General features: G+C 65.5%; 18 protein-coding genes. 4 read left to right on the forward strand and 14 right to left on the reverse strand.

Annotated features, from left to right (window positions below; translation table 11 throughout):
- Positions 1 to 656: 656 nt before the first annotated feature.
- The 3 genes from rpsN to rpmB are packed head-to-tail and all read right to left on the reverse strand — an operon-like array spanning position 657 to position 1,368.
- Positions 657 to 962, reverse strand: a complete 306-nt coding sequence (rpsN, locus tag QFZ36_RS11535; RefSeq protein WP_102976597.1) for a 30S ribosomal protein S14 — start codon at positions 960 to 962, stop codon at positions 657 to 659.
- Positions 963 to 964: 2 nt separating this feature from the next.
- Complete coding sequence (rpmG, locus tag QFZ36_RS11540; protein WP_013602737.1) at positions 965 to 1,132, reverse strand: 50S ribosomal protein L33; 168 nt, start codon at positions 1,130 to 1,132, stop codon at positions 965 to 967.
- A complete protein-coding gene (rpmB, locus tag QFZ36_RS11545) occupies positions 1,132 to 1,368 on the reverse strand; it encodes a 50S ribosomal protein L28 (protein ID WP_104043693.1) in 237 nt (78 codons plus the stop codon). Before rpmB ends, rpmG begins: the two co-directional genes overlap by 1 nt.
- A 328-nt stretch (positions 1,369 to 1,696) precedes the next feature.
- On the opposite strand from rpmB, the gene QFZ36_RS11550 reads away from it, so the two are divergent.
- The 3 genes from QFZ36_RS11550 to QFZ36_RS11560 are packed head-to-tail and all read left to right on the forward strand — an operon-like array spanning position 1,697 to position 4,483.
- Positions 1,697 to 3,169 carry a ferredoxin reductase family protein gene (locus QFZ36_RS11550; RefSeq protein ID WP_306636565.1) on the forward strand — a complete coding sequence of 491 codons (1,473 nt, stop codon included), beginning with the start codon at positions 1,697 to 1,699 and terminating at the stop codon, positions 3,167 to 3,169.
- Positions 3,166 to 3,678, forward strand: a complete 513-nt coding sequence (locus QFZ36_RS11555) for an FMN-binding protein (protein ID WP_306636567.1) — start codon at positions 3,166 to 3,168, stop codon at positions 3,676 to 3,678. The genes QFZ36_RS11550 and QFZ36_RS11555 overlap by 4 nt, the downstream gene beginning before the upstream one ends.
- Positions 3,662 to 4,483: an FAD:protein FMN transferase gene (locus QFZ36_RS11560; protein WP_373427039.1), complete on the forward strand. Its 822-nt coding sequence runs from the start codon at positions 3,662 to 3,664 to the stop codon at positions 4,481 to 4,483. Before QFZ36_RS11555 ends, QFZ36_RS11560 begins: the two co-directional genes overlap by 17 nt.
- Positions 4,484 to 4,501: 18 nt before the next feature.
- On the opposite strand, the gene QFZ36_RS11565 is transcribed toward QFZ36_RS11560, so the two are convergent.
- Both QFZ36_RS11565 and QFZ36_RS11570 read right to left on the reverse strand, forming a co-directional pair.
- On the reverse strand, positions 4,502 to 5,263 hold the full coding sequence (locus QFZ36_RS11565; protein WP_306636569.1) for an SGNH/GDSL hydrolase family protein: 762 nt from the start codon (positions 5,261 to 5,263) through the stop codon (positions 4,502 to 4,504).
- A 72-nt stretch (positions 5,264 to 5,335) separates the two neighbouring features.
- Positions 5,336 to 5,824: a MarR family winged helix-turn-helix transcriptional regulator gene (locus QFZ36_RS11570; protein ID WP_306636571.1), complete on the reverse strand. Its 489-nt coding sequence runs from the start codon at positions 5,822 to 5,824 to the stop codon at positions 5,336 to 5,338.
- 63 nt (positions 5,825 to 5,887) lie between these two features.
- On the opposite strand from QFZ36_RS11570, the gene QFZ36_RS11575 reads away from it, so the two are divergent.
- Entirely contained in the window at positions 5,888 to 6,193 is a 306-nt protein-coding gene (locus QFZ36_RS11575) for a YciI family protein (protein ID WP_306636573.1), read from the forward strand.
- On the opposite strand, the gene QFZ36_RS11580 is transcribed toward QFZ36_RS11575, so the two are convergent.
- The 9 genes from QFZ36_RS11580 to QFZ36_RS11620 form a co-directional block, all read right to left on the reverse strand.
- A complete protein-coding gene (locus QFZ36_RS11580) occupies positions 6,190 to 7,035 on the reverse strand; it encodes an SGNH/GDSL hydrolase family protein (RefSeq protein WP_306636576.1) in 846 nt (281 codons plus the stop codon). The two genes, QFZ36_RS11575 and QFZ36_RS11580, sit on opposite strands and share 4 nt — an antisense overlap.
- 379 nt (positions 7,036 to 7,414) lie before the next feature.
- Positions 7,415 to 8,455 (reverse strand): siderophore-interacting protein, encoded by a 1,041-nt coding sequence (locus QFZ36_RS11585; protein WP_306636578.1) that lies wholly within the window; start codon positions 8,453 to 8,455, stop codon positions 7,415 to 7,417.
- Positions 8,452 to 9,267 carry an ABC transporter ATP-binding protein gene (locus QFZ36_RS11590; protein ID WP_306636580.1) on the reverse strand — a complete coding sequence of 272 codons (816 nt, stop codon included), beginning with the start codon at positions 9,265 to 9,267 and terminating at the stop codon, positions 8,452 to 8,454. The genes QFZ36_RS11585 and QFZ36_RS11590 overlap by 4 nt, the downstream gene beginning before the upstream one ends.
- Position 9,268: 1 nt before the next feature.
- Positions 9,269 to 10,312, reverse strand: coding sequence for a FecCD family ABC transporter permease (locus QFZ36_RS11595; protein WP_373427079.1), 1,044 nt, complete (start codon positions 10,310 to 10,312; stop codon positions 9,269 to 9,271).
- Positions 10,313 to 10,398: 86 nt separating this feature from the next.
- Complete coding sequence (locus QFZ36_RS11600; protein ID WP_306636583.1) at positions 10,399 to 11,490, reverse strand: FecCD family ABC transporter permease; 1,092 nt, start codon at positions 11,488 to 11,490, stop codon at positions 10,399 to 10,401.
- A gap of 10 nt (positions 11,491 to 11,500) precedes the next feature.
- Entirely contained in the window at positions 11,501 to 12,592 is a 1,092-nt protein-coding gene (locus QFZ36_RS11605; RefSeq protein WP_306636585.1) for an iron-siderophore ABC transporter substrate-binding protein, read from the reverse strand.
- A 203-nt stretch (positions 12,593 to 12,795) separates the two neighbouring features.
- On the reverse strand, positions 12,796 to 13,479 hold the full coding sequence (locus tag QFZ36_RS11610; protein ID WP_306636587.1) for a hypothetical protein: 684 nt from the start codon (positions 13,477 to 13,479) through the stop codon (positions 12,796 to 12,798).
- Positions 13,480 to 13,674: 195 nt separating this feature from the next.
- Positions 13,675 to 17,154: an ATP-binding protein gene (locus QFZ36_RS11615; RefSeq protein WP_306636588.1), complete on the reverse strand. Its 3,480-nt coding sequence runs from the start codon at positions 17,152 to 17,154 to the stop codon at positions 13,675 to 13,677.
- Positions 17,151 to 18,035, reverse strand: coding sequence for a DUF4194 domain-containing protein (locus QFZ36_RS11620; RefSeq protein ID WP_306636589.1), 885 nt, complete (start codon positions 18,033 to 18,035; stop codon positions 17,151 to 17,153). Before QFZ36_RS11620 ends, QFZ36_RS11615 begins: the two co-directional genes overlap by 4 nt.
- Positions 18,036 to 18,037: the final 2 nt, after the last annotated feature.

The following is an 18,037-nucleotide window of genomic DNA, read 5'->3' on the forward strand; positions in this document are numbered from 1 at the left end:
ACAAAATTTGAAACCAGCTGTAAAAACCAGACCACCCACAGGGGCGGGCAGCCCGGCAAATCCAACCAATTTAATAAAAAATCGGTATCAACAAACTTGGCACACTATTGAGTTCTCAAACAACAGACACACCCGACACCACCCAAACCAAACATTCAGGATCGCTCCGGAGCAACTTTTCAAACTTACCCGACCCGCCGTCCCGATGCAAATCCGCGTTCCAGGATCTTCATCGGTGGGAAGTCGTCCCCACTTCTTCTGCGGCGCTCGAAAGCCCTGCCAGATTTGGTCTTTATTTGGGGGTTTTGGCCGCCCGCGGTGACCAGCTCTTCACTGTCTCCCCCGCGGCGACTTAGAAAACAATACACCTCCACAGGCACCACCGCAAATCCCCTCCGGAGGCGGTCCTGAACCCCGGGAGTCCGGGGCAGAACCGGACATGGGCACCCTCGGTGGGCTAACCGCCGTCGTACTTCTTTCCTGTGTGCTGCGGCAGGGCCCTGATTTCGACAGGCTCAATCACGGGGCGAGTCGACAGCTCAATCTCCGGGTTCTTCGACAGGCTCAATCACCGGGCATGCGGCTTAAACAGCAGAAGGGCCGGCAACCGTGAGGTTGCCGGCCCTTCTCAAGCAGCCGGTATCAGCAGTACTGAATTACCAGGAAGACTTGGTAACGCCAGGGAGCTCGCCCCTGTGTGCCATGTCGCGGAAGCGGACACGGGAGATACCGAACTTCTGGAGGGTACCGCGGGGGCGGCCGTCGATGATGTCGCGGTTACGCAGACGGATCGGGGACGCGTTGCGGGGCAGCTTCTGCAGGCCCAGGCGGGCTGCTTCACGTGCTTCGTCGGTTGCGTTTTCGTCAACCAGGGTCTTCTTCAGCTCAAGGCGCTTTGCAGCGTAACGCTCAACGATGACCTTGCGCTGCTCGTTGCGAGCAATCTTGGACTTCTTAGCCATGTTTAGCGCTCCTCTCGGAATTCGACGTGCTGGCGGATCTTGGGGTCGTACTTCTTCAGGACCATACGGTCCGGATCGTTACGACGGTTCTTGCGGGTTACGTAGGTGTAACCCGTGCCCGCGGTCGACTTGAGCTTGATGATCGGACGTACGTCCTTGTCCTTAGCCACTAGAGCTTCACCCCACGAGCGAGAATGCTGGCGACGACAACGTCGATGCCGCGTACGTCGATGGTCTTGATGCCCTTTGCAGATACCTGCAGCGTGACATTACGGCGCAGGGACGGAACCCAGTAGCGCTTCTTCTGAATGTTCGGATCGAACCGACGCTTGTTGCGGCGGTGCGAGTGCGAAATGCTGTGCCCAAAGCCCGGCTCGGCCCCGGTCACTTGGCAGTGTGCTGCCATGACTTCTCCTCAAGAATTGAAAGTAATGATCCGCATATCTGCTGCTGGACCATGCTGCTAAGGGCGACCCAAAAGTGAAGAAGGGCAACGGTTAGTCACGCAACTTGAGCCCCTAACTACCGGCCACCCTGGAGAAATTACCGGGCAACCGGAGCAATTGCGCACGCTCCGCGCACTTAGCGCCTACCAAGTCTACGAGTTCACGCAATTAAAGACCAATCCGGTGGAAGAGGGTGTATAAGCGCCCGCCTGCAACTGGCCTGCAGACATAGCAAATACAGGCGCCTTTTCACAGCTTAATGAAAGCTTCCGGGAGCATCTTTGAAGCATGAAGACGCAGCTCCCGCCGGCAACTCCGGCCACCAGCAGCTCCGGCCGCCCGGAGCTTTCATCACCATCAGCGAAGTGGCCGGCCCGCGGCTGGTTCGCCCGCCAGTACCGGCAGCGCATGCTGCGGACGGACCTCCTGACGGTCATTGCCTGGGCCTCCGTTGCCGCCGCAATTTCCCTCTGGCTTGCCGACGGCGGGGCCACCAACATCACGTCACCCGCCTCACTGTTCACGGCGGCGGGGATCGTGGCCGGGCTGGCGGGCATGGACCTGGTCCTGCTCATGCTCCTCCTGGCGGCAAGAATCCCTTTCATTGACCGCACCATCGGCCACGACCGCGCGCTGGAGTTCCACGGCAAGCTAGGCAAGCCCTCCCTTTACCTGCTTTTGGCACACGGTGGCCTGCTCGTCATTGGGTACGGCATGGCCGAAGGACTGGATCCGGTCAGCGAGTCCATCAACCTGTGGGTCCAGGTGCCCGACATGTGGTTGGCGTTCGTCTCCATGGCGCTCTTCATCGCTGTCGTGGTGACGTCCCTGGTGGCTGTCCGCCGCCGTTTCCCCTACGAGTTCTGGTATGTGGTCCACCTCCTCACGTATGCCGCGGTGGCAACGTCGCTGCCCCACCAGTTCAGTGTGGGCGGGCTCTTCGCGGCAGGCACCTGGCAGCGCTGGTACTGGCTTGCCATCTGCATCTACACAGGCAGCGCCTTGCTGTACTTCCGCGTCTTGGAACCGGTGCTGGCCACGGCACGGCACCAGCTGACCGTGGCCGGGGTGGAGGCTGTGGCGCCGGGCGTGGTGAACATCGTCATGAGAGGGCGCCGACTGGACCAGCTGGCGGGAACGGGCGGACGCTTCTTCATCTGGCGCTTCCTGGCCCCGGGAATGTGGTGGCATCCCCATCCGTTCAGCCTGTCCGCCGAACCTGTCGTCCACGGTCCGGACGGCCAGGGCACGCTGCGGGTCACCGTTCGGAACCTTGGAAACGGTTCGGCCCAGCTCCTCCGGCTGCGAAAGGGGACCAAGGTGGCGCTGGAAGGTCCTTACGGGCTGCTCAGCACGGCCGCCCGGACCAAGAACAAGGTAGTGATGATCGGCGCCGGCATCGGCATCACCCCCCTGCGCGCCCTTCTGGAAACCACGCCCTTCGCTCCCGGCGAGGCGACGGTCCTGCTCCGCGGCCACACAAACCAGGAGCTTTACCTCAGCAGCGAAATCCTTGACCTCTGCCAGGCCCGTGGGGTCCGGCTCTTCCATCTCACCGGGCCCCGGGCCCACGGCCCCTCCACTTGGCTTCCCGAGGACGCCGTCGGGAACGACTACAGCCTGGCCTCCTACGTGCCGGACATCGCGGATTCGGACGTCTACGTCTGTGGTCCGGCGGCCTGGGCGGCCAACGTCATAGAGGATGCCGGAAGTGCCGGCGTCCCCGGGGAACAGATCCATCACGAAAGGTTTGACTGGTGAAAATACGCGGAACAGTGGCAGCGGCCCTGGCCTCGGCCGGGATCCTCCTGGCGGGCTGGCAGGCAGGCACCCAGGTGGGTGGCATCAGCACCGTCGCATCAAGTACGACGGCGACAGGCACCACGGGTTCGGCGGGTACGGGTTCGACCGGCTCAGGTTCCTCCGGGTGGGCTGGATCGTCCGGGTCCTCCGGCACTTCGAGCTCTTCCGGCTCGACGAGCTCTTCCGGTTCCTCCGGCACCTATAAGGGAACCGCTGTGCAGACCCGATTCGGTCCCGTGCAGGTCCAGATCACAGTGGCCAACGGAAAGATCACGGATGTCACAGCCCTCCAGCTGACCAACACCGACGGCAAGTCGATCCAGATCAGCAACCGCGCGGCACCCCTGCTCAAGAGCAAGGTCCTGGCGGCACAGTCGGCAGATGTCCAAACCGTCAGCGGCGCCACCATTACCAGCGACGCCTACCTGACCTCACTCCAGGCAGCCATCGATGCAGCCAACCTCTAATCCCCTGCCGGTCGCAACCGGCGGCTTCCTCCTGAAGGCCCGCACCTTTGAGTGCATGGGGACCGTCATCGGACTGACGCTGCCCGTCGGCTCTCCCACGGAAGGGCAGCCGCGGTTCGATGAGCTCACCGCCGCCACCGCCGTCGTCGAACGCCTGTTCCGGAACCTGGACGAAAAATTCAGCCTTTACCGCCAGGATTCGGAAGCGGGCAGGCTGGCCCGCGGCGAACTGACGTTGCCGGCCGCCTCAGCCCAGCTGCGTGAGCGGTATGCCGAGGCGCATGAATGGCGGCTGCGGACGGAGGGCGCCTTCACCCCTGAACGGCCCGACGGCGTGCTGGACCTTTCGGGGATCATCAAGGGTCACGCGATCCGCGAGGCCGGAACCTCGCTCCTTGCCCTGGGGCGGCACGACTGGTGCCTCAATGCCGGTGGCGACGTGCTGGTCAGCGGCTCCCCACACCCCGGCACTACCAAGCGGTGGAAGGCCGGTATCGTGGACCCCGCGGATCGCCGCACCCTGATTACTGGTTACGCACTGGGCGGCAAGAGCCGACACAGCGCAATCGCCACCTCCGGCTCCGTCGAACGCGGCGAGCACATCTGGAGGGTGGGAAGCGGCAGCGAATTTGTCCAAGTCAGCGTGGCTGCCGCGGACATAGTCACCGCGGATGTCCTGGCCACGGCGATCGTGGCCGGCGGAACACCCATGCTGAACCGCGCTACGGACAACTGGGATGTTGACGTCCTGGCCATTTGTGTGGACGGCTCCATGCTGGCCACTCCGGCTTTCCATCCCGCCTGACCTGGCTGCGGACGGAGGCTACAGCCGTGTGAACTGGGCGTACTTCGGCTGCAGGTTGTCCCCGGAGGACTTTCCGGTAACCCTACGGACAACCCACGGCCCGGCATACTCCCGGAACCAGCGGGCGTTCGCGCGGATGGCATCCAGTCCGCTCAGCTCGGGAACGGGGGTCATGGGCGGGATGTCAATGGAATGGTCGTGTTCCAGGACGTCCAGCACACGCTTGGCCATATTCGCGTGCCCGGCGGCGGACATGTGCATCCGGTCCTGCGCCCACATGCCCCAGTCGTAGTATTCGCTGAACCGCCAGTAGTCCACCAGCAAGGCGCCGTGGTCTCCGGCAATGCCGCGGATCAGTTCGTTGTAGATGGCTGTGCGCCCGCGCATGGTGCTGAACACCTTCGAGCCGCGCGCGTCGAAGCCGGTAAACATCACCACGGTGGCACCGGTGGCGCGCAGTTTGGCGATGGCGTCGTCGTACTCCACCAGGAGGTCGTCAATGTCGATCCGGGGCCGGAGGATGTCGTTGGCTCCCGCGTAAATGCTCACCAGGGTGGGCTTAAGTTCGACGGCGGCGTCCACCTGCTCGGCCAGGATCCGGCGGAGTTTCCTTCCGCGGATGGCGAGGTTGGCGTAACCGAAGCCGGGATCGGAGGCGCCCAACTGTTCGGCCACGCGGTCTGCCCAGCCGCGGACGCCGTTGGGGCGGGTGGGATCGTCGTCGCCCACGCCTTCGGTGAAGGAGTCACCAAGGGCTACAAAGCGGGTTGTGAAATCCATCTGGCCAGTTTGCCATCCGTTGCCAGGGGCAACCAAGTTCAGGTGCTACCTCCAGCTGTCCGGCAATGCAGGCTATGCGCCCGGGGTCTCCCGCAGAATCCAGTGGTCCGAGTCCAGCCTGCCCACTACCTTCTCGCCAATCCGCGCCAGGTCCAGGACGTCCTGCTCGGTAAGGGCGTCAAGGAACAAGTCACGTACCGTCTCGACGTGGCCGGGCGCGAGGCCCACGATGGTCGCCATGCCTTCTTCAGTGAGGTGGGCTGTTGTCACGCGGGCATCGTGGGGGTGCGGCCGGCGTTCCACCCAACCCCGCTTCTGCAGCTTGGTCACCACGTGCGACAGCCGCGACAGGGAAGCGCTGCTACGGGCGGCCAGCTCGCTCATCGGCAGGAAACGTTCCTCCGCCTCGGAAAGCATGGCCAGGACCGTATAGTCGAAAAGGGACAATTTCCCCGCTGCGTGGAGCTTCGTATCGAGGGCCGCCGGGAGCAGCGTGTTGATACTCACCAGGGCCAGCCAGGCACGGCGTTCGTCGGCACTAAGCCAGCGGGGTTCGGTCATAACCCCATTCTACGGTGGGTTGACACTTCAAGTAGCGTCGCGGCAGGCCAGTAGGCTGGGTGCATGTATGTTGTCTCCCTGACCTACCGGGTTCCCCAGGACATTGTTGACTTCCACAATGACGCGCACATCACCTGGCTGCAGAAGGCTTTCGATGACGGCGTGTTCATTGCGGCCGGTCGCAAGGTCCCGCGGACCGGCGGCTTGCTGCTGTCCCAGGCCGACCGCGCCACCCTCGACGCAAGCCTGGCAAAGGACCCGTTTTACACAAATGGGGTAGCTGAGTTCGAAGTCGTGGAGTTCCACGCGGGCAGGGTGGCTCCCGGTTTCGAGAACCTGCTGGACAGCCCGCCGACGCCCAGCACTTAAGGCGTGGGCCCGCCGTCGGCCGGCTCCCGCACCAGCTTCTTCAGCCCGCCCTTGCGCGGCACCTTGACTGGTTCGGGCCACCGCGGGGTGAGCGCATCGCCCAAGGTAACTCCCCGCAGTTTGCGCCCGAACAGTGGCAGGACCCAGTCGTGGACCCAGCGCCGCTGGTGGCGTTCCCACTCCCGCAGGCTGAGCCTGGGCGGCGGATCCCAGTCCTTGGGCCGGATCTTGTGCGGGATACCCAGTCGGTCCAGCACTTGGCCCGCAAGGTACTTGTGGCCGGCCTTGGACATGTGCAGGCGGTCCGAGTCCCACATGCGGCGGTCGTGGAAGGCCTCCAGGCACCAGTAATCCACAAGGACGGCACCATACTTTTCAGCGATGGCCCGGACCCGCTCGTTGTAGAAGGTGTTGCGCTTTTTCAACGGCTCCAGCAGCGCGGAAACCTTGACATCAAAGCCGGTGAAGAGCACCAGCGTGGCACCCGTTCCGGCAAGCCGGGCAACGAGCTTTTCATAGTCGGCCATGAGTGCGGCCATGTCCGTCTTCAGGTCAAGGATGTCGTTGCCGCCGGCATAGAGCGTCACCAGGGTGGGCCGCATCCGCAGCGCCGGCTCAAGTTGCTCTCCCATTACATGCCGGAGCCGCTTGCTCCTGACCGCCAGATTGGCATACCGCCAACCAGGCTGTGCTTTCGCGAGCTTCTCGGCCACCCGGTCCGCCCAGCCACGCACCCCATTGGGCAACCGTTCGTCCCGGTCCCCCACTCCCTCAGTAAAAGAGTCCCCAAGAGCAACAAAAACCCACCGGCCGGATTCAGGAAGCAAAGGTTCAGGACGCACGCACCAAAAGTAGCGGGCCAAGGAAAAGCCAGAACGACGCCGGGATGAACAGGACATGATGGCGCGTTCCCGGTTTAGCCGCAGGACGTGATGGCGCGTTCCCGGTTTAGCCGCAGGATCTGATGCCGCGTTCCCGGTTTAGCCGCAGGATCTGATGCCGCGTTTCAGGAACGGCAGCAACGGCGAGGGAAGCAACGAGCAGGTGGAGCGGTTTTGCGTAGGAGCGCATCGCCGACTGGAGCGAAGTGAAGGCCGTCCGCGGCCGTAATGAGCGAAAGGAGGTGTCTAAGCGACGGCAAGACCGCCCCGCCGGCGCACCCAGTAACGACGCACGCAGAGGATGCGCCTCCCCCCGCCACGGAGTCCAGTGAAAGGAGCCTTAGCCCTCGGCCTTGCCCTGGCGCCAGTACCCCATGAAAGCAACCTGCTTCCGGTCAATCCCGACGTCCCGGACAAGGTACCGCCGCATGTCCTTGATGACTGCGGCTTCGCCGGCGATCCAGGCGTAGAAGGGCATGGCGCCGGCGGGCATGCCGGGGTTTTTGGTTGCCTGGATTTCGGCGGTTTCCATGCGGGCGGGGGTTTCCCAGAGAATGTCCACGTCCACGTCGACGTCCTCGGGCTCCGGGCCAGCACCGCCGTCGGCTGCTTTGATGCCCACCCAGCCTGGCACGGGCACTGCCTTGCGCACGGCTTCCCGCAGCAGTTCACCGTGCGGGCGGGAACGTCCAAGGGAGGCACCGCGTGCGAGCCAGGTGATTTCGACGTCTGCGGGTGAGGTCAATTCGAGGAAGTCGCCTGCTTCGGGGACTTCCAGGAAGGCGTGGCCGGTCATGTAGTCGGGCAGGCTTTCAAGGATGGCGGAGATGGCCGGGATGGCGGTTTCGTCTCCGGCGAGCAGGACGCGCTGCGCAAGCCCGGGCCGCCATTCGATGCCGGAGTAGATTTCGGCGGTGACGCAGTGCGCTGCCCGGTTGTTGGGTCCGATGATGGTGACCGCATCGCCCGGCTTGGCATTGAGGGCCCAGTTGGCGGCGGGTCCGCCTTCACCGTGGTCATCGAAGTGCATCACGAAGTCGACGTCGATCTCGGGGTACACGGCGTCCAGGCGGGCCTGCCGGACGGTGTAGGTGCGCATGGAACCCCGCACCGCCGGGTCCATGGCCAGCCATTCGCGGTACCAGCCGGCTTCGGCCATCTTGAAGGCCGGAAGGGGCAGCGGGGTGCCGTCGGCGGCGAGCGACGGGATCATGAGCTTTATCCGGAGGTCAAGGGTATCGCCGTGCACGCCGAAGTCTCGCAGAGAGTAACCGCCGAACGTGATCCGGCGGAAGTTGGGGCTCAGTTCCTGCACGGAAGAAACAGTGACCTCAAACGCCAGGGTCATGGGCTCGGTAGCGGCAACATCGCGGGTTTTCATGAAACGAGCTCCAGTTCGTTGGCAGGGACGTGGTGTCGGCCGATGGGAATGATCAAGGGGGTTCCGGACACGGGGTCGGGGATGACGCGGGATTCGAGGCCGAAGACGCTGCGGACCAGCCCCTCGGTCACCACGTCCCCGGGCGCACCCACTGCCACCACGGCGCCGCCTTTCATGGCGATCACGTTGTCCGCGTACCGGGCGGCGAGGTTCAGGTCGTGCAGGACGATGGCCACGGTGGTGCCCCGTTGGCGGTTCAGGTCCGTCACCAGGTCCAGGACCTCCACCTGGTGCGCGAGGTCCAGGTAGGTGGTGGGCTCGTCCAGGAGCAGCACCTCCGTTTCCTGGGCCAGTGCCATGGCGATCCACGCCCGTTGCCGCTGCCCGCCGGAGAGTTCGTCAACGTTCCGCTCGGCGAGGGCCAGCGTCTCGGTGGCTTCCAGCGCACGCTGGACAGCGGCGTCGTCCTTTTCACTCCAGCTGCGGAAGAGGCCCTGGTGCGGGTACCGCCCCCGCCCCACCAGGTCGCGGACCTTGATGCCGTCCGGGGCGGTGGGGTGCTGCGGGAGCAGGCCCAGGGTGCGGGCCAGTTCGCGGGCCGGCCGGGAGTGGATGTCCTTGCCGTCCAGGGTCACAGCACCGGCCGCCGGCTTGAGGAGCCGGGACAGGCCGCGCAGGAGGGTGGACTTTCCGCAGGCATTGGCGCCCACGATCATGGTCACCTTGCCCTCGGGAATCTCGGCACTGAGGCCGTCCACGACGCAGCGCTGGTCGTATTTCAGCGTCAGGTCTTTGGTGTTGAGAACTGCCACGTCAGGCATCCTTTCGGTTGGCCGTGACCAGGAGCCACAGCAGGAACGGGGCGCCGAGCGCGCCGGTGATCACACCCACCGGCAAAACGGTGCCGTCCAGCAGCAGGGGGGCAAGGTTGGCCGCAACGTAGTCGGCCGCGAGCACAATGAGGGCACCCACCAGGGCCGGCGCCGGGAGGCTGGCCTTTCCGGGGAAACGCCGCGCGATGGGGCCGGACAGGAAGGCGACGAACGAGACCGGCCCGGCTGCCGCCGTCGCGACAGCTGCGAGCGAGACAGCGATGATCACCAGCGCGAGCCGGGTGGCACCTACTTTGATGCCCAGCCCGGCGGCGGCATCGGGGCCGAGCTCCAGGATGCGCAAGGGGCCGGCGATGGCGGCCACGGCGGGGATCAGGACCGCGAGGGAAACGGCCAGAACACCGGCCCGGTGCCAGTTGGCGGAGTTGAGGGATCCGTTGAGCCAGACGAGGGCGTCAGCCGCGGTGCGGATATCGGCGCGGGTCATCAGGAAGTTGATCACGGCCTGGAGCGCCGCTGCGATTCCTACGCCGGCCAGGATGAGCCGGTTCCCGGCGGCATCACCGCGGCCGGCTCCGCGCAGGGTGCCGCCGGTGGAGATCGCGTAGATGATGGCTGCCACGCCAAGCGCGCCGCCCAGGGCTGCCCCGGAAACGGCGGCACCGGAGGCGCCGAACACCACGATGGCCACCACGGCGGCCGCACTGGCACCGTAGCTGATTCCGATAACGTCCGGGCTGGCCAGCGGGTTGCGGAGCATGGTCTGGAACAGGGCGCCGGCTAGGCCAAACGCGAGGCCGACCATGGTGCCGATGACCGCCCGCGGCAGTTTGTTCTCCATCACGATGAAGCTGGCGCCGGGGATCCTCTCACCGCCGGTCAGGTGGGCGATGAGGATTTTGAAGAAGTCCGGGATGGTGACGGTGTAGCTGCCCAGCAGGATGGAGACGGCGAAGAGGACTACGACGGCGGCGGCCAGGACGGCGGTCCGGCTCAAGAGCTGCCGGCCGCGGCGTTGCCCTATCACTTTTGGTCCCTCTGGCCCCGTTTTGGCAGCGTTAAGTGATGGGTCAACGGGGGATGCAACGGGTTTGTTGTTCGGCGCAAGTGTCACAACCCGGCCCCTTTGCCGCGGCGGATCAACCAGACGAACACGGGCGCGCCGACGAGGGCGGTCATGATGCCAGCCGGCACTTCACCGGGGAGCAGGACTACGCGGCCGATGATGTCGGCACCCAGGAGCAGCGCCGGCGCCAGGACCAGCGAGAACGGCAGGATCCAGCGGTAATCGGGGCCGGTGAGGAAGCGGACGGCATGCGGAACCACCAGGCCCACAAAGGCGATGGGCCCGGCCAGGGCGGTGGCCGCACCGCACAGCAGGACGATTCCGAGGGCGGTAATGCCACGAACCAGCCCCACGCGCTGGCCGAGGCCGCGGGCGATGTCATCACCCAGGGCCAGGCTGTTGAGGACCCGTCCGGTCAGCAGCACAATGGCTGCCCCGGCGGCCAGGAACGGGAGCCCGGCCAGCAGCACCGGCCAGTCACGTCCGGCGATGCCGCCCACCTGCCAGAACCGGAACCGGTCCAGGGTGTCCTGGCTCGAGACCAGGATGACGTTCATCAGCGAGTACAGGCCCGCATTCAATGCCGCCCCCGCCAGGGCGAGCTTCACCGGAGTGGCGCCGTCCCTGCCCAGTGACGCGATGAGGTAAACCACGACGGCGGCTGCTGCGGCGCCGAGGAAAGCGAACCAGACGTACCCGGACAGTGAGCCGACGCCAAAGAGGTAGATGCCGGTCACTACTGCCAGGGCGGCGCCGGCATTGACACCCATGATCCCCGGATCGGCGAGCGGATTGCGGGCCACGCCCTGCATGGCGGCGCCGGCCAGCCCGAGTGCCCCGCCGGCCAGCAGGCCGAGGGACGTCCGCGGGATGCGGGCGTGGACCACGGCGTGGTCACCGTTGGCAGGATCAAAGGCGGTGAGGGCCTGCCATACCGTCTCCAGGGGAAGCCCCCGGGCCCCGATGGCCAGGGAAGCCCCGGCCAGGAGGGCGAGTACAACGACGGCGGCCAGCAGCCAGGCTGCCCGGCGCCCGCTGGAAGCATCCCTCCGGAAAAGGGCACGCGCTCCCTTTTTCGGCACGGAAGTGCCGGAAATCCGCGGCTGGTGGGCCGCCGTCGTCGTACTCGGTGTCACGGAGCCGGTGCTACTTCGCTGCGTCCGCTGCGGTGGCCAGCTCCGGCAGGAACGTGGCCAGCGCCCAGGGCAGGCTCAACGGGGAGGAGGCGGAGACTGCCAGGACCAGGCTCTTGTCCGCGTCCGCGACGAAGGCACCGTCCTTGACGGCCGGGATCTGGCCGAGCAGGGGATCGTTCTTGATGGCGTCTGCCTCGCTGGCGTCCTCGACCGAGCTTAGGAAGATGTCGGAGCCGAGTTCGTTGGCCTTCTCTGCGGACCATGGCACGAAGAACTCCTTCGAGCCTGCGGACGCCTGCTCGGCAACCGGGGCGAGCTTCATCCCCAGGGAGGTCAGGAATTTCGGCCGGTTGTCATTGGCCGTGTAGATACCCGTCTGGGTGAGGTCCGAGGGAAGGGCGTAGCCGTAGATGAACGTCTTGCCGGCGAGCTGTGGGTACTCCGCGGCTTCTTCCTTGACGGTGGCCTCAGTATCGGAGACCAGCTTGGCTGCTTCGGCATCCTTGCCGAGGGCCTTGCCGATGATGGTGGTGGCGTCCTGCCAGGAGGTGCCATAGGCCAGCTCGGGGTGGGCCACGACGGGGGCAATCTCGCTGAGCTTCTTGTAGTCCTCTTCCGAGAGGCCGGAGTAGGCGGCGAGGATAACGTCCGGGGCGAGCTTGGCGATCTCGGTGAAGTTGATGCCGTCAGCCTCGGAGTACTGCACCGGGGCCTTGCCTGAGCCGAATTCCGCGCCGAGTTCCTTCAGCGCTGCGTCCTTCCAGGGGGTGGAGCCCTGATCGTTGCCGCCCCATTCGTTCTTGGGAACGCCTACGGGCACAACACCGAGGGCAATGGCAACGTCGTCATTGACCCAGGAGACGGTGGCTACGCGGGTTGGCTGCTTCTCAATGATCGTCTTGCCGTAGACGTGGTCAATGGTGACCGGGAACTGCGCGCTACTGGAGCTCGGTGCGCTGGAATCCGTGCTGGATGTTGCCGGGCCCGTCGAGCAGGCGGAGAGGGTGAGAGCCGCTGCGGCCAGGACGGCCGTGGCCTTGCCGGCTGATTTCAACAGGGTGCGGCGGGTGGTGCTGGGCCCGGGGAAGAGGGGGGAAGTCACGGAACTCCTTAAGTGGCGGAAGCGAACTCAAGTAAGGCTAGCCTACCCTTGGAGTGATTACGCAACGTTTCCGTACCTTATTCCCTTCGTATGACGAAAGACACACTTTTGGCGGCCGAACGGACCTGGACAGGCAAGATGCGGTTCGGCAGGACAACAGCAAGAGGAGCCGCCCCCCGCGGGGAGGTTCCTCTTGCTGCCTGTCAGCGGTAGGAGAAGCTCATCAGCACCGACTTCAGCGCCTGGCCTTCAGCACCCCAGTACCACGCTTTCGCCGCCTCATCGCCCGCGAACGGCGGACCGGTGAACAGCACGTCTGCGGTCAAAATGCGGTCGCCGAGCTTGATCGGGCCGTATTGCACCTGCCCGTCGGGCGAGACCGGCGATCCCGCCGTTAGCTCCATGCGGTAAGTAGCAGCCCCAAGAGCGTGATCAACAAAGAACGACGAACTGGGCGTAGGAACCGCAGCCCCGACCAATCCTGGCACCGGGTCCGTCTCGAGTACGAACCTGGAGACATTACCGGCGGTGGCGTCACCGACCTGGCTGTAGTAGATGGCGACCTGCTCGTTGCCGCTGGCATCAAAGACTGCCGCAGTCTCCACCGCAGGGGACGCTGAAACCTGTTCATGCTCCACACGCCACCCGTCCGGGTGGGCAAAGGACAGGCGGCCATCTGCGAAGGTGAAGGTCACCGGCCCGGCAGGAGCGGGAGAAGAGGTGGCGACGGGAATGATTGATGCTGGCGGGCTTGCCTCAGCCCTCTGGGCGGCAGTGCCATTGGAGGAACCGCTGTCACCGGCAGTGCCGTCGGCACAGCCCGTGAGGGTGAGGGCTGCGGCGGCGGTGAGCGCCATGAAGGTGGCGGCGCGATGTGCTGGGCGCATTTGCGGTGCCTTTCAAGGGAAGGCCGTCATTCTCCACGGGCGTCAGATGCAGGACCCAGCGTTCCACAAGTACCCGACCAGGAGGATGAAGGCGAGTGTTTGATGCCGACCAGCATGGCACCAGAACAGCAGCCTTCAACAGCTCTCACGCAATATATCCATCGATTTGTTATAAAGCCCGTCCGCTGATGACAGCTAGCGCAAAACGATGTCCACCGGGTTCGCTTCGGACCGCCACGCGCCCTCTTGCCCCGGCCGCGGCTTGATGACCGGAGCCGTCAGCACGCCCGAGCGGTTGGTGCGCCTGTCCCGCAGGATTTCGGTGACGGAGCCCAGGTGCCGGGACAGGTCGATGACGTTCTCCGGTGCAGCGAGAAGCAGCTGGAATCCGAACTCGTGCAGGGCCTTGATCCCGGCGCCTGCAAACTCCTCGGAAGCCAGCACAAAGGCCTCGTCCATCATCACGGTGCCGTAGGTGGTGAAGCCCTGCTCCGCGATGCCCAGCTGGTAGCTCAGTGCGGCCGCCATGATGAAGGCCGTGAAGCGCTGCCGCTCGCCGCCGGACATGGATCCGGTGTCCGCATGCATAAAGACCTCGGACTTTTTGGCACCACGGGGGCCTGTTGCCTCACGGTGCTCCTTGCACTGGATGAACAGGTGCCCGCGCACATCGAGCACTTCGGCCCGCCAGCGCCTGTCTTCCGGCGCCTGGGAGCCCAGCCGCTTGACCAGGGTTTCCAGGGACTTGTAGCGGGCGGTGAGCTCGGCGTCGTCGTCCCTTTCCACGGTGGCGCCGTCGGTCCGGGCGCTGTCGGTCCGCGCACCGTCCGTCTTTACCGGGCGGCTGTGCCGGGCCTTCAGGGCGTTCTGGATGGCGTCCTTGAACTGCTTGGCCGTGGGCGGCAGGGTTTGCTTGATGTCCAGTTCCAGGAAGCTGCCCTCATGGAAGTTGACCTGTGACAGGATGCCGTTCAGCGGCAGGATGCGGCTGGTGATGGAACGGCGTTCCTCATCCAGCAGGTGCAGCAGCGTGCTGAAGGATTCGTGTGTGCGCTGGTTGAAGAACTGCCGGAATTCGGCTTCCTGGGCGGGCAGCCCGTCGCTGACGATGGCGTGGTAGCGGGTCTCGAACTCACCCGCGGCGCCGATGCTGGTGCCGTGGTCCGCAGAAATAGCGCTGCCCCACTCGCGCACGAACCCCTCAAAAATCCGGGTGAGCCGCTCTGCCGTGGCCTGCCCGCGCGATTCCGCGGTGTGCAGCTCGCCGAGGAGCGCGGTCCGCACCCGGTTGGCGAGGTTGTCCAGCTCGTGCATTTCGCTGACGTCGCCGAAATCGGCAAAGTACGGTTCCAGCGCGACGACTGTAGCGTCCGACGGCGGCACCTGGGCCAGCCGCTCCCGCGCAGCTTCCAGCAGCGAATCAGCGGCCGTCAACTGCCGGTCCAGCGCTTTGTATTCGCTCTGCAGGACGGCAGCCGCCTCGGTGCTGGACTGGTGTTTCTGCCGCACCCCCTCGATGGTGGCGCGGAGCGGCTCCAGGTCAGCCTGCGCGGCCAGGGCGTCCTTCAGCCGCTGCTCGATCCTGGCAAGCTCCTCGGCCGCCACTACCGCCGAAACCTGCTCCCAGGGGCGATGGTCCTCCGCGATCCGCCGCAGCACGTCAAGCTGCCGGCTCATGCCCTGGTGCGATTCCTCGCGGCTCTGGGCCAGCTCAGCCGCTTTGGCCACCTCCTGGCGCAGGTCCTCCACCTGGCCGGCCACGAGTTCCAGCTTGGCGGCGTTGTCGAACCCGAGGACGTAATCCTGCCGGCTGGTGAACCTGTCGTCCTTTTCCACGGTGTGGCGGTTGCGCTTCACCACGCCGCCCACGCTGAGGCCACGGTCCAGCCCGGCGAGCTCGTCGGGGTCCTCCACGCAGGGGTAGGCGAAGTCGAGCGCGATGCGCTCGCGGATCCATGCCCCGGCTTCGGCGGCGACGCCGGTGGCGAGGATGTCCAGCTTGGTCAGCAGGTCGCCGTCGTGCACGTCCTCAAGCGCCAGCGCACCGCCGGTGAGCGGCCTGGAAACGTCGACGGCCCGCAATGCGCCGCGCACGTTGTGGTCATTGAGGTAGCGGGTCACCGCGGCGAAATGCTCGCCGGGGACCAGCAGGGTGGTGGCGAGGTTCCGGAGCGCCCGCTCGGCGGCGGGACGCCACTTTTCCTCGCCCTCGGCGAGGTCCATCAGTTCCCCGGCGAACGGCATCCGGTCCTCCGGAATGCCGGTGGCGGCGGCGATGGCAGAGCGGTTTTCAATGCTCGACGGCGGCAGCAGGGACTTGCGTGTCTTCAGCGACACGAGCTCCTGCTCAGCCGCGGCCAGCTCCCGCTTCTTCGTGGCGTGGGCGTCGAAGGCTTCAAAGCGGAGCTCCTGCAGGGCCTGGGAGTCATCCTTCAGCTCAGCGGACCGGGCGGCAGCCTGCTCGTGCGCCTGCTCCCAGCCTTCCTCGGTCCATTCAAGCTGCAGGCCGGCGTCGGTCAGCGCCTGGCGCGCAGCTTCCTCCACCTGCTGGCGGAGCTTCAGGCCCACGCGGGCGTTGTCCAGCGACTGCTCGATCGCGGAGATGGCGTTGCCGCCCTGGTTGTTGTAGTCCGTCTCCAGCTGGCGCAATTCCTTGGCCAGGCCGTCCCGGACCGTACGCTCCGCGCCGAGCTCCTTGGCCTTCGCCTGGGCAAGCTCCTTGAAGCGCGCCAGGGTTTTCTGGTGGACCGTGACCGCGAGTTTTTGCTTGTACGCGTCGAACTCCCCGCCGGCGAGGTCCCGCAGCCGGTTGGCGTCCAGCAGCGACTGCGCGTACTCCCGGTTCAGGCCGGGCACCGGGGCCAGCTGGTCACGCTGCTGCCGGACGTCCTCCAGCCGCTGCCTGATGGACATCAGGTTGCTGAACTCCTCCACCACGTCGTCCGCCGCCGCGAGCGTTGCCGGGGCGTCCAGAACCTGATCGCGGAAGAAGGTGTTGACGCTGCCGCCCAGGCCCTTGCCTGCCTGGATGACCCGCAGGAGCGGCAGGGCCTGGTCCGAGTTGATGCCCAGCAGCCGGCGGAAACGCTCCGCGAAGGCCTTATGCACATCAAAGACCTGGGCGTCCGGGAAAATGGTCTCCAGGGCAGCCTTCGTGAACCGTTTGTCCGCGATGCCTTCCAGCGCCTCCAGATCCAGGGGCACGTGGTCGATCAGGTAGAACCGGCCCACGCTCGACTCCGTGCCATTCTTCGGCAGGTCGAACAGCGCCGAAACCGTCACCCTGGTGCCGGCCGCGTTATCAAACGTCAGCGCGACGGCGGACCAGGTGGCACCCGGCCGCTGGAAAGCACTCGCCGAGCCCTCGCCCACGGCCTTGTCGCCCACCTTGCCGCGCATGTACGTAAACGTGGTCCGCTTGTCCTCCACGGCACCGCCCGAACGCTGGGCTGCGGCCTCATTGGACCTTGGCCTCGCGTCGAAGACCCGCAGCATCGCGTCGAACAGCGTCGACTTGCCCACGCCCGAGTTGCCCGTCAGCAGCGTCCCGTTCCGGTCCACGTGCATGGTGTGCGCCCCATGGAACGTGCCCCAGTTGACCACCTGCACCAGGGCAAGGCGCATCTGGCCGGGGTTCGTCAGGTCCCCGATCGGCAGCATGCTCGCGATGCTCATTTGGTTGCCTCCGCTTCGGTGGTCGAGCCTGTCGAGACTCTGGTTTCGGCAGGCTCAACCACCGGATCGTCGTCCTCGGTTTCGACAGGCTCAACCACCGGATCTGCTTCGAGGTCTATCAGGGGCTCTGTGCCGGTGGGGTCTGTTGTAGCTGCTGCGAGGGCTTCTATCTGCGCCGGGATGTCCCCGATGTTTTCGAACGGGAGGGCCAGGGGCAGGGCGTTGGAGATGGTGTAGACGTCGTCCAGACCGGTGGGGAGGAGGAGCTGCCGGGCCAGGAGCTTGGTAATGGCCCGGTTGACAACGTCCGAGTCCCGGAGCGCGTCCTGCTGCCCCGCGGGCTGGTAGTGGGCCACCAGGTCGGAGATTTCTTCGCGGGTGATGGTGGGATCTGTCTGCGCGGTGACGTGCCGGTCAAGGAGCAGGCGCATCCTTAGCAGCACGATGGTCTCAACCCGGCTGAGCGCACGCTGCTGCCGAAGGATGCTGGAACGGGTGCTGCCTCCGATGGCGTCCGGATCGACCGGGCGCAGTACGGCGATCTTCCGTTCGTGGTCCAGCTGCATGGTGAGGAACAGTTCGGACAGCCGGCTGCGCAGGATGACCTGATGATCCAGCAGGACGGTCCAGAGTTTCTCGTCCCGGCCGCCGTCCACGTAAGGGCCCTTGAGAAGTTTCACCAGCGCCTGCCGCACCTTCATGGACAACACACCGGTATCGCCAGGGAAAAGGGCGGCGCCGTCAACGAACGTGTCGCGGGGAGTTATTGAGAAGGAGTCGGGCCTGGTTCCGCTCACCACCTGGGTCACGTCGGGCTCAACCACCGCCTCGGTGACGGGCCCAACCTCCGGGGCGGCCGTCGTCGTCATGTCTTCAGTCATCG

The sequence above is a fragment of the Pseudarthrobacter siccitolerans genome (genome assembly GCF_030823375.1).
GTDB classification, from domain to species: Bacteria; Actinomycetota; Actinomycetes; order Actinomycetales; family Micrococcaceae; genus Arthrobacter; species Arthrobacter siccitolerans_A.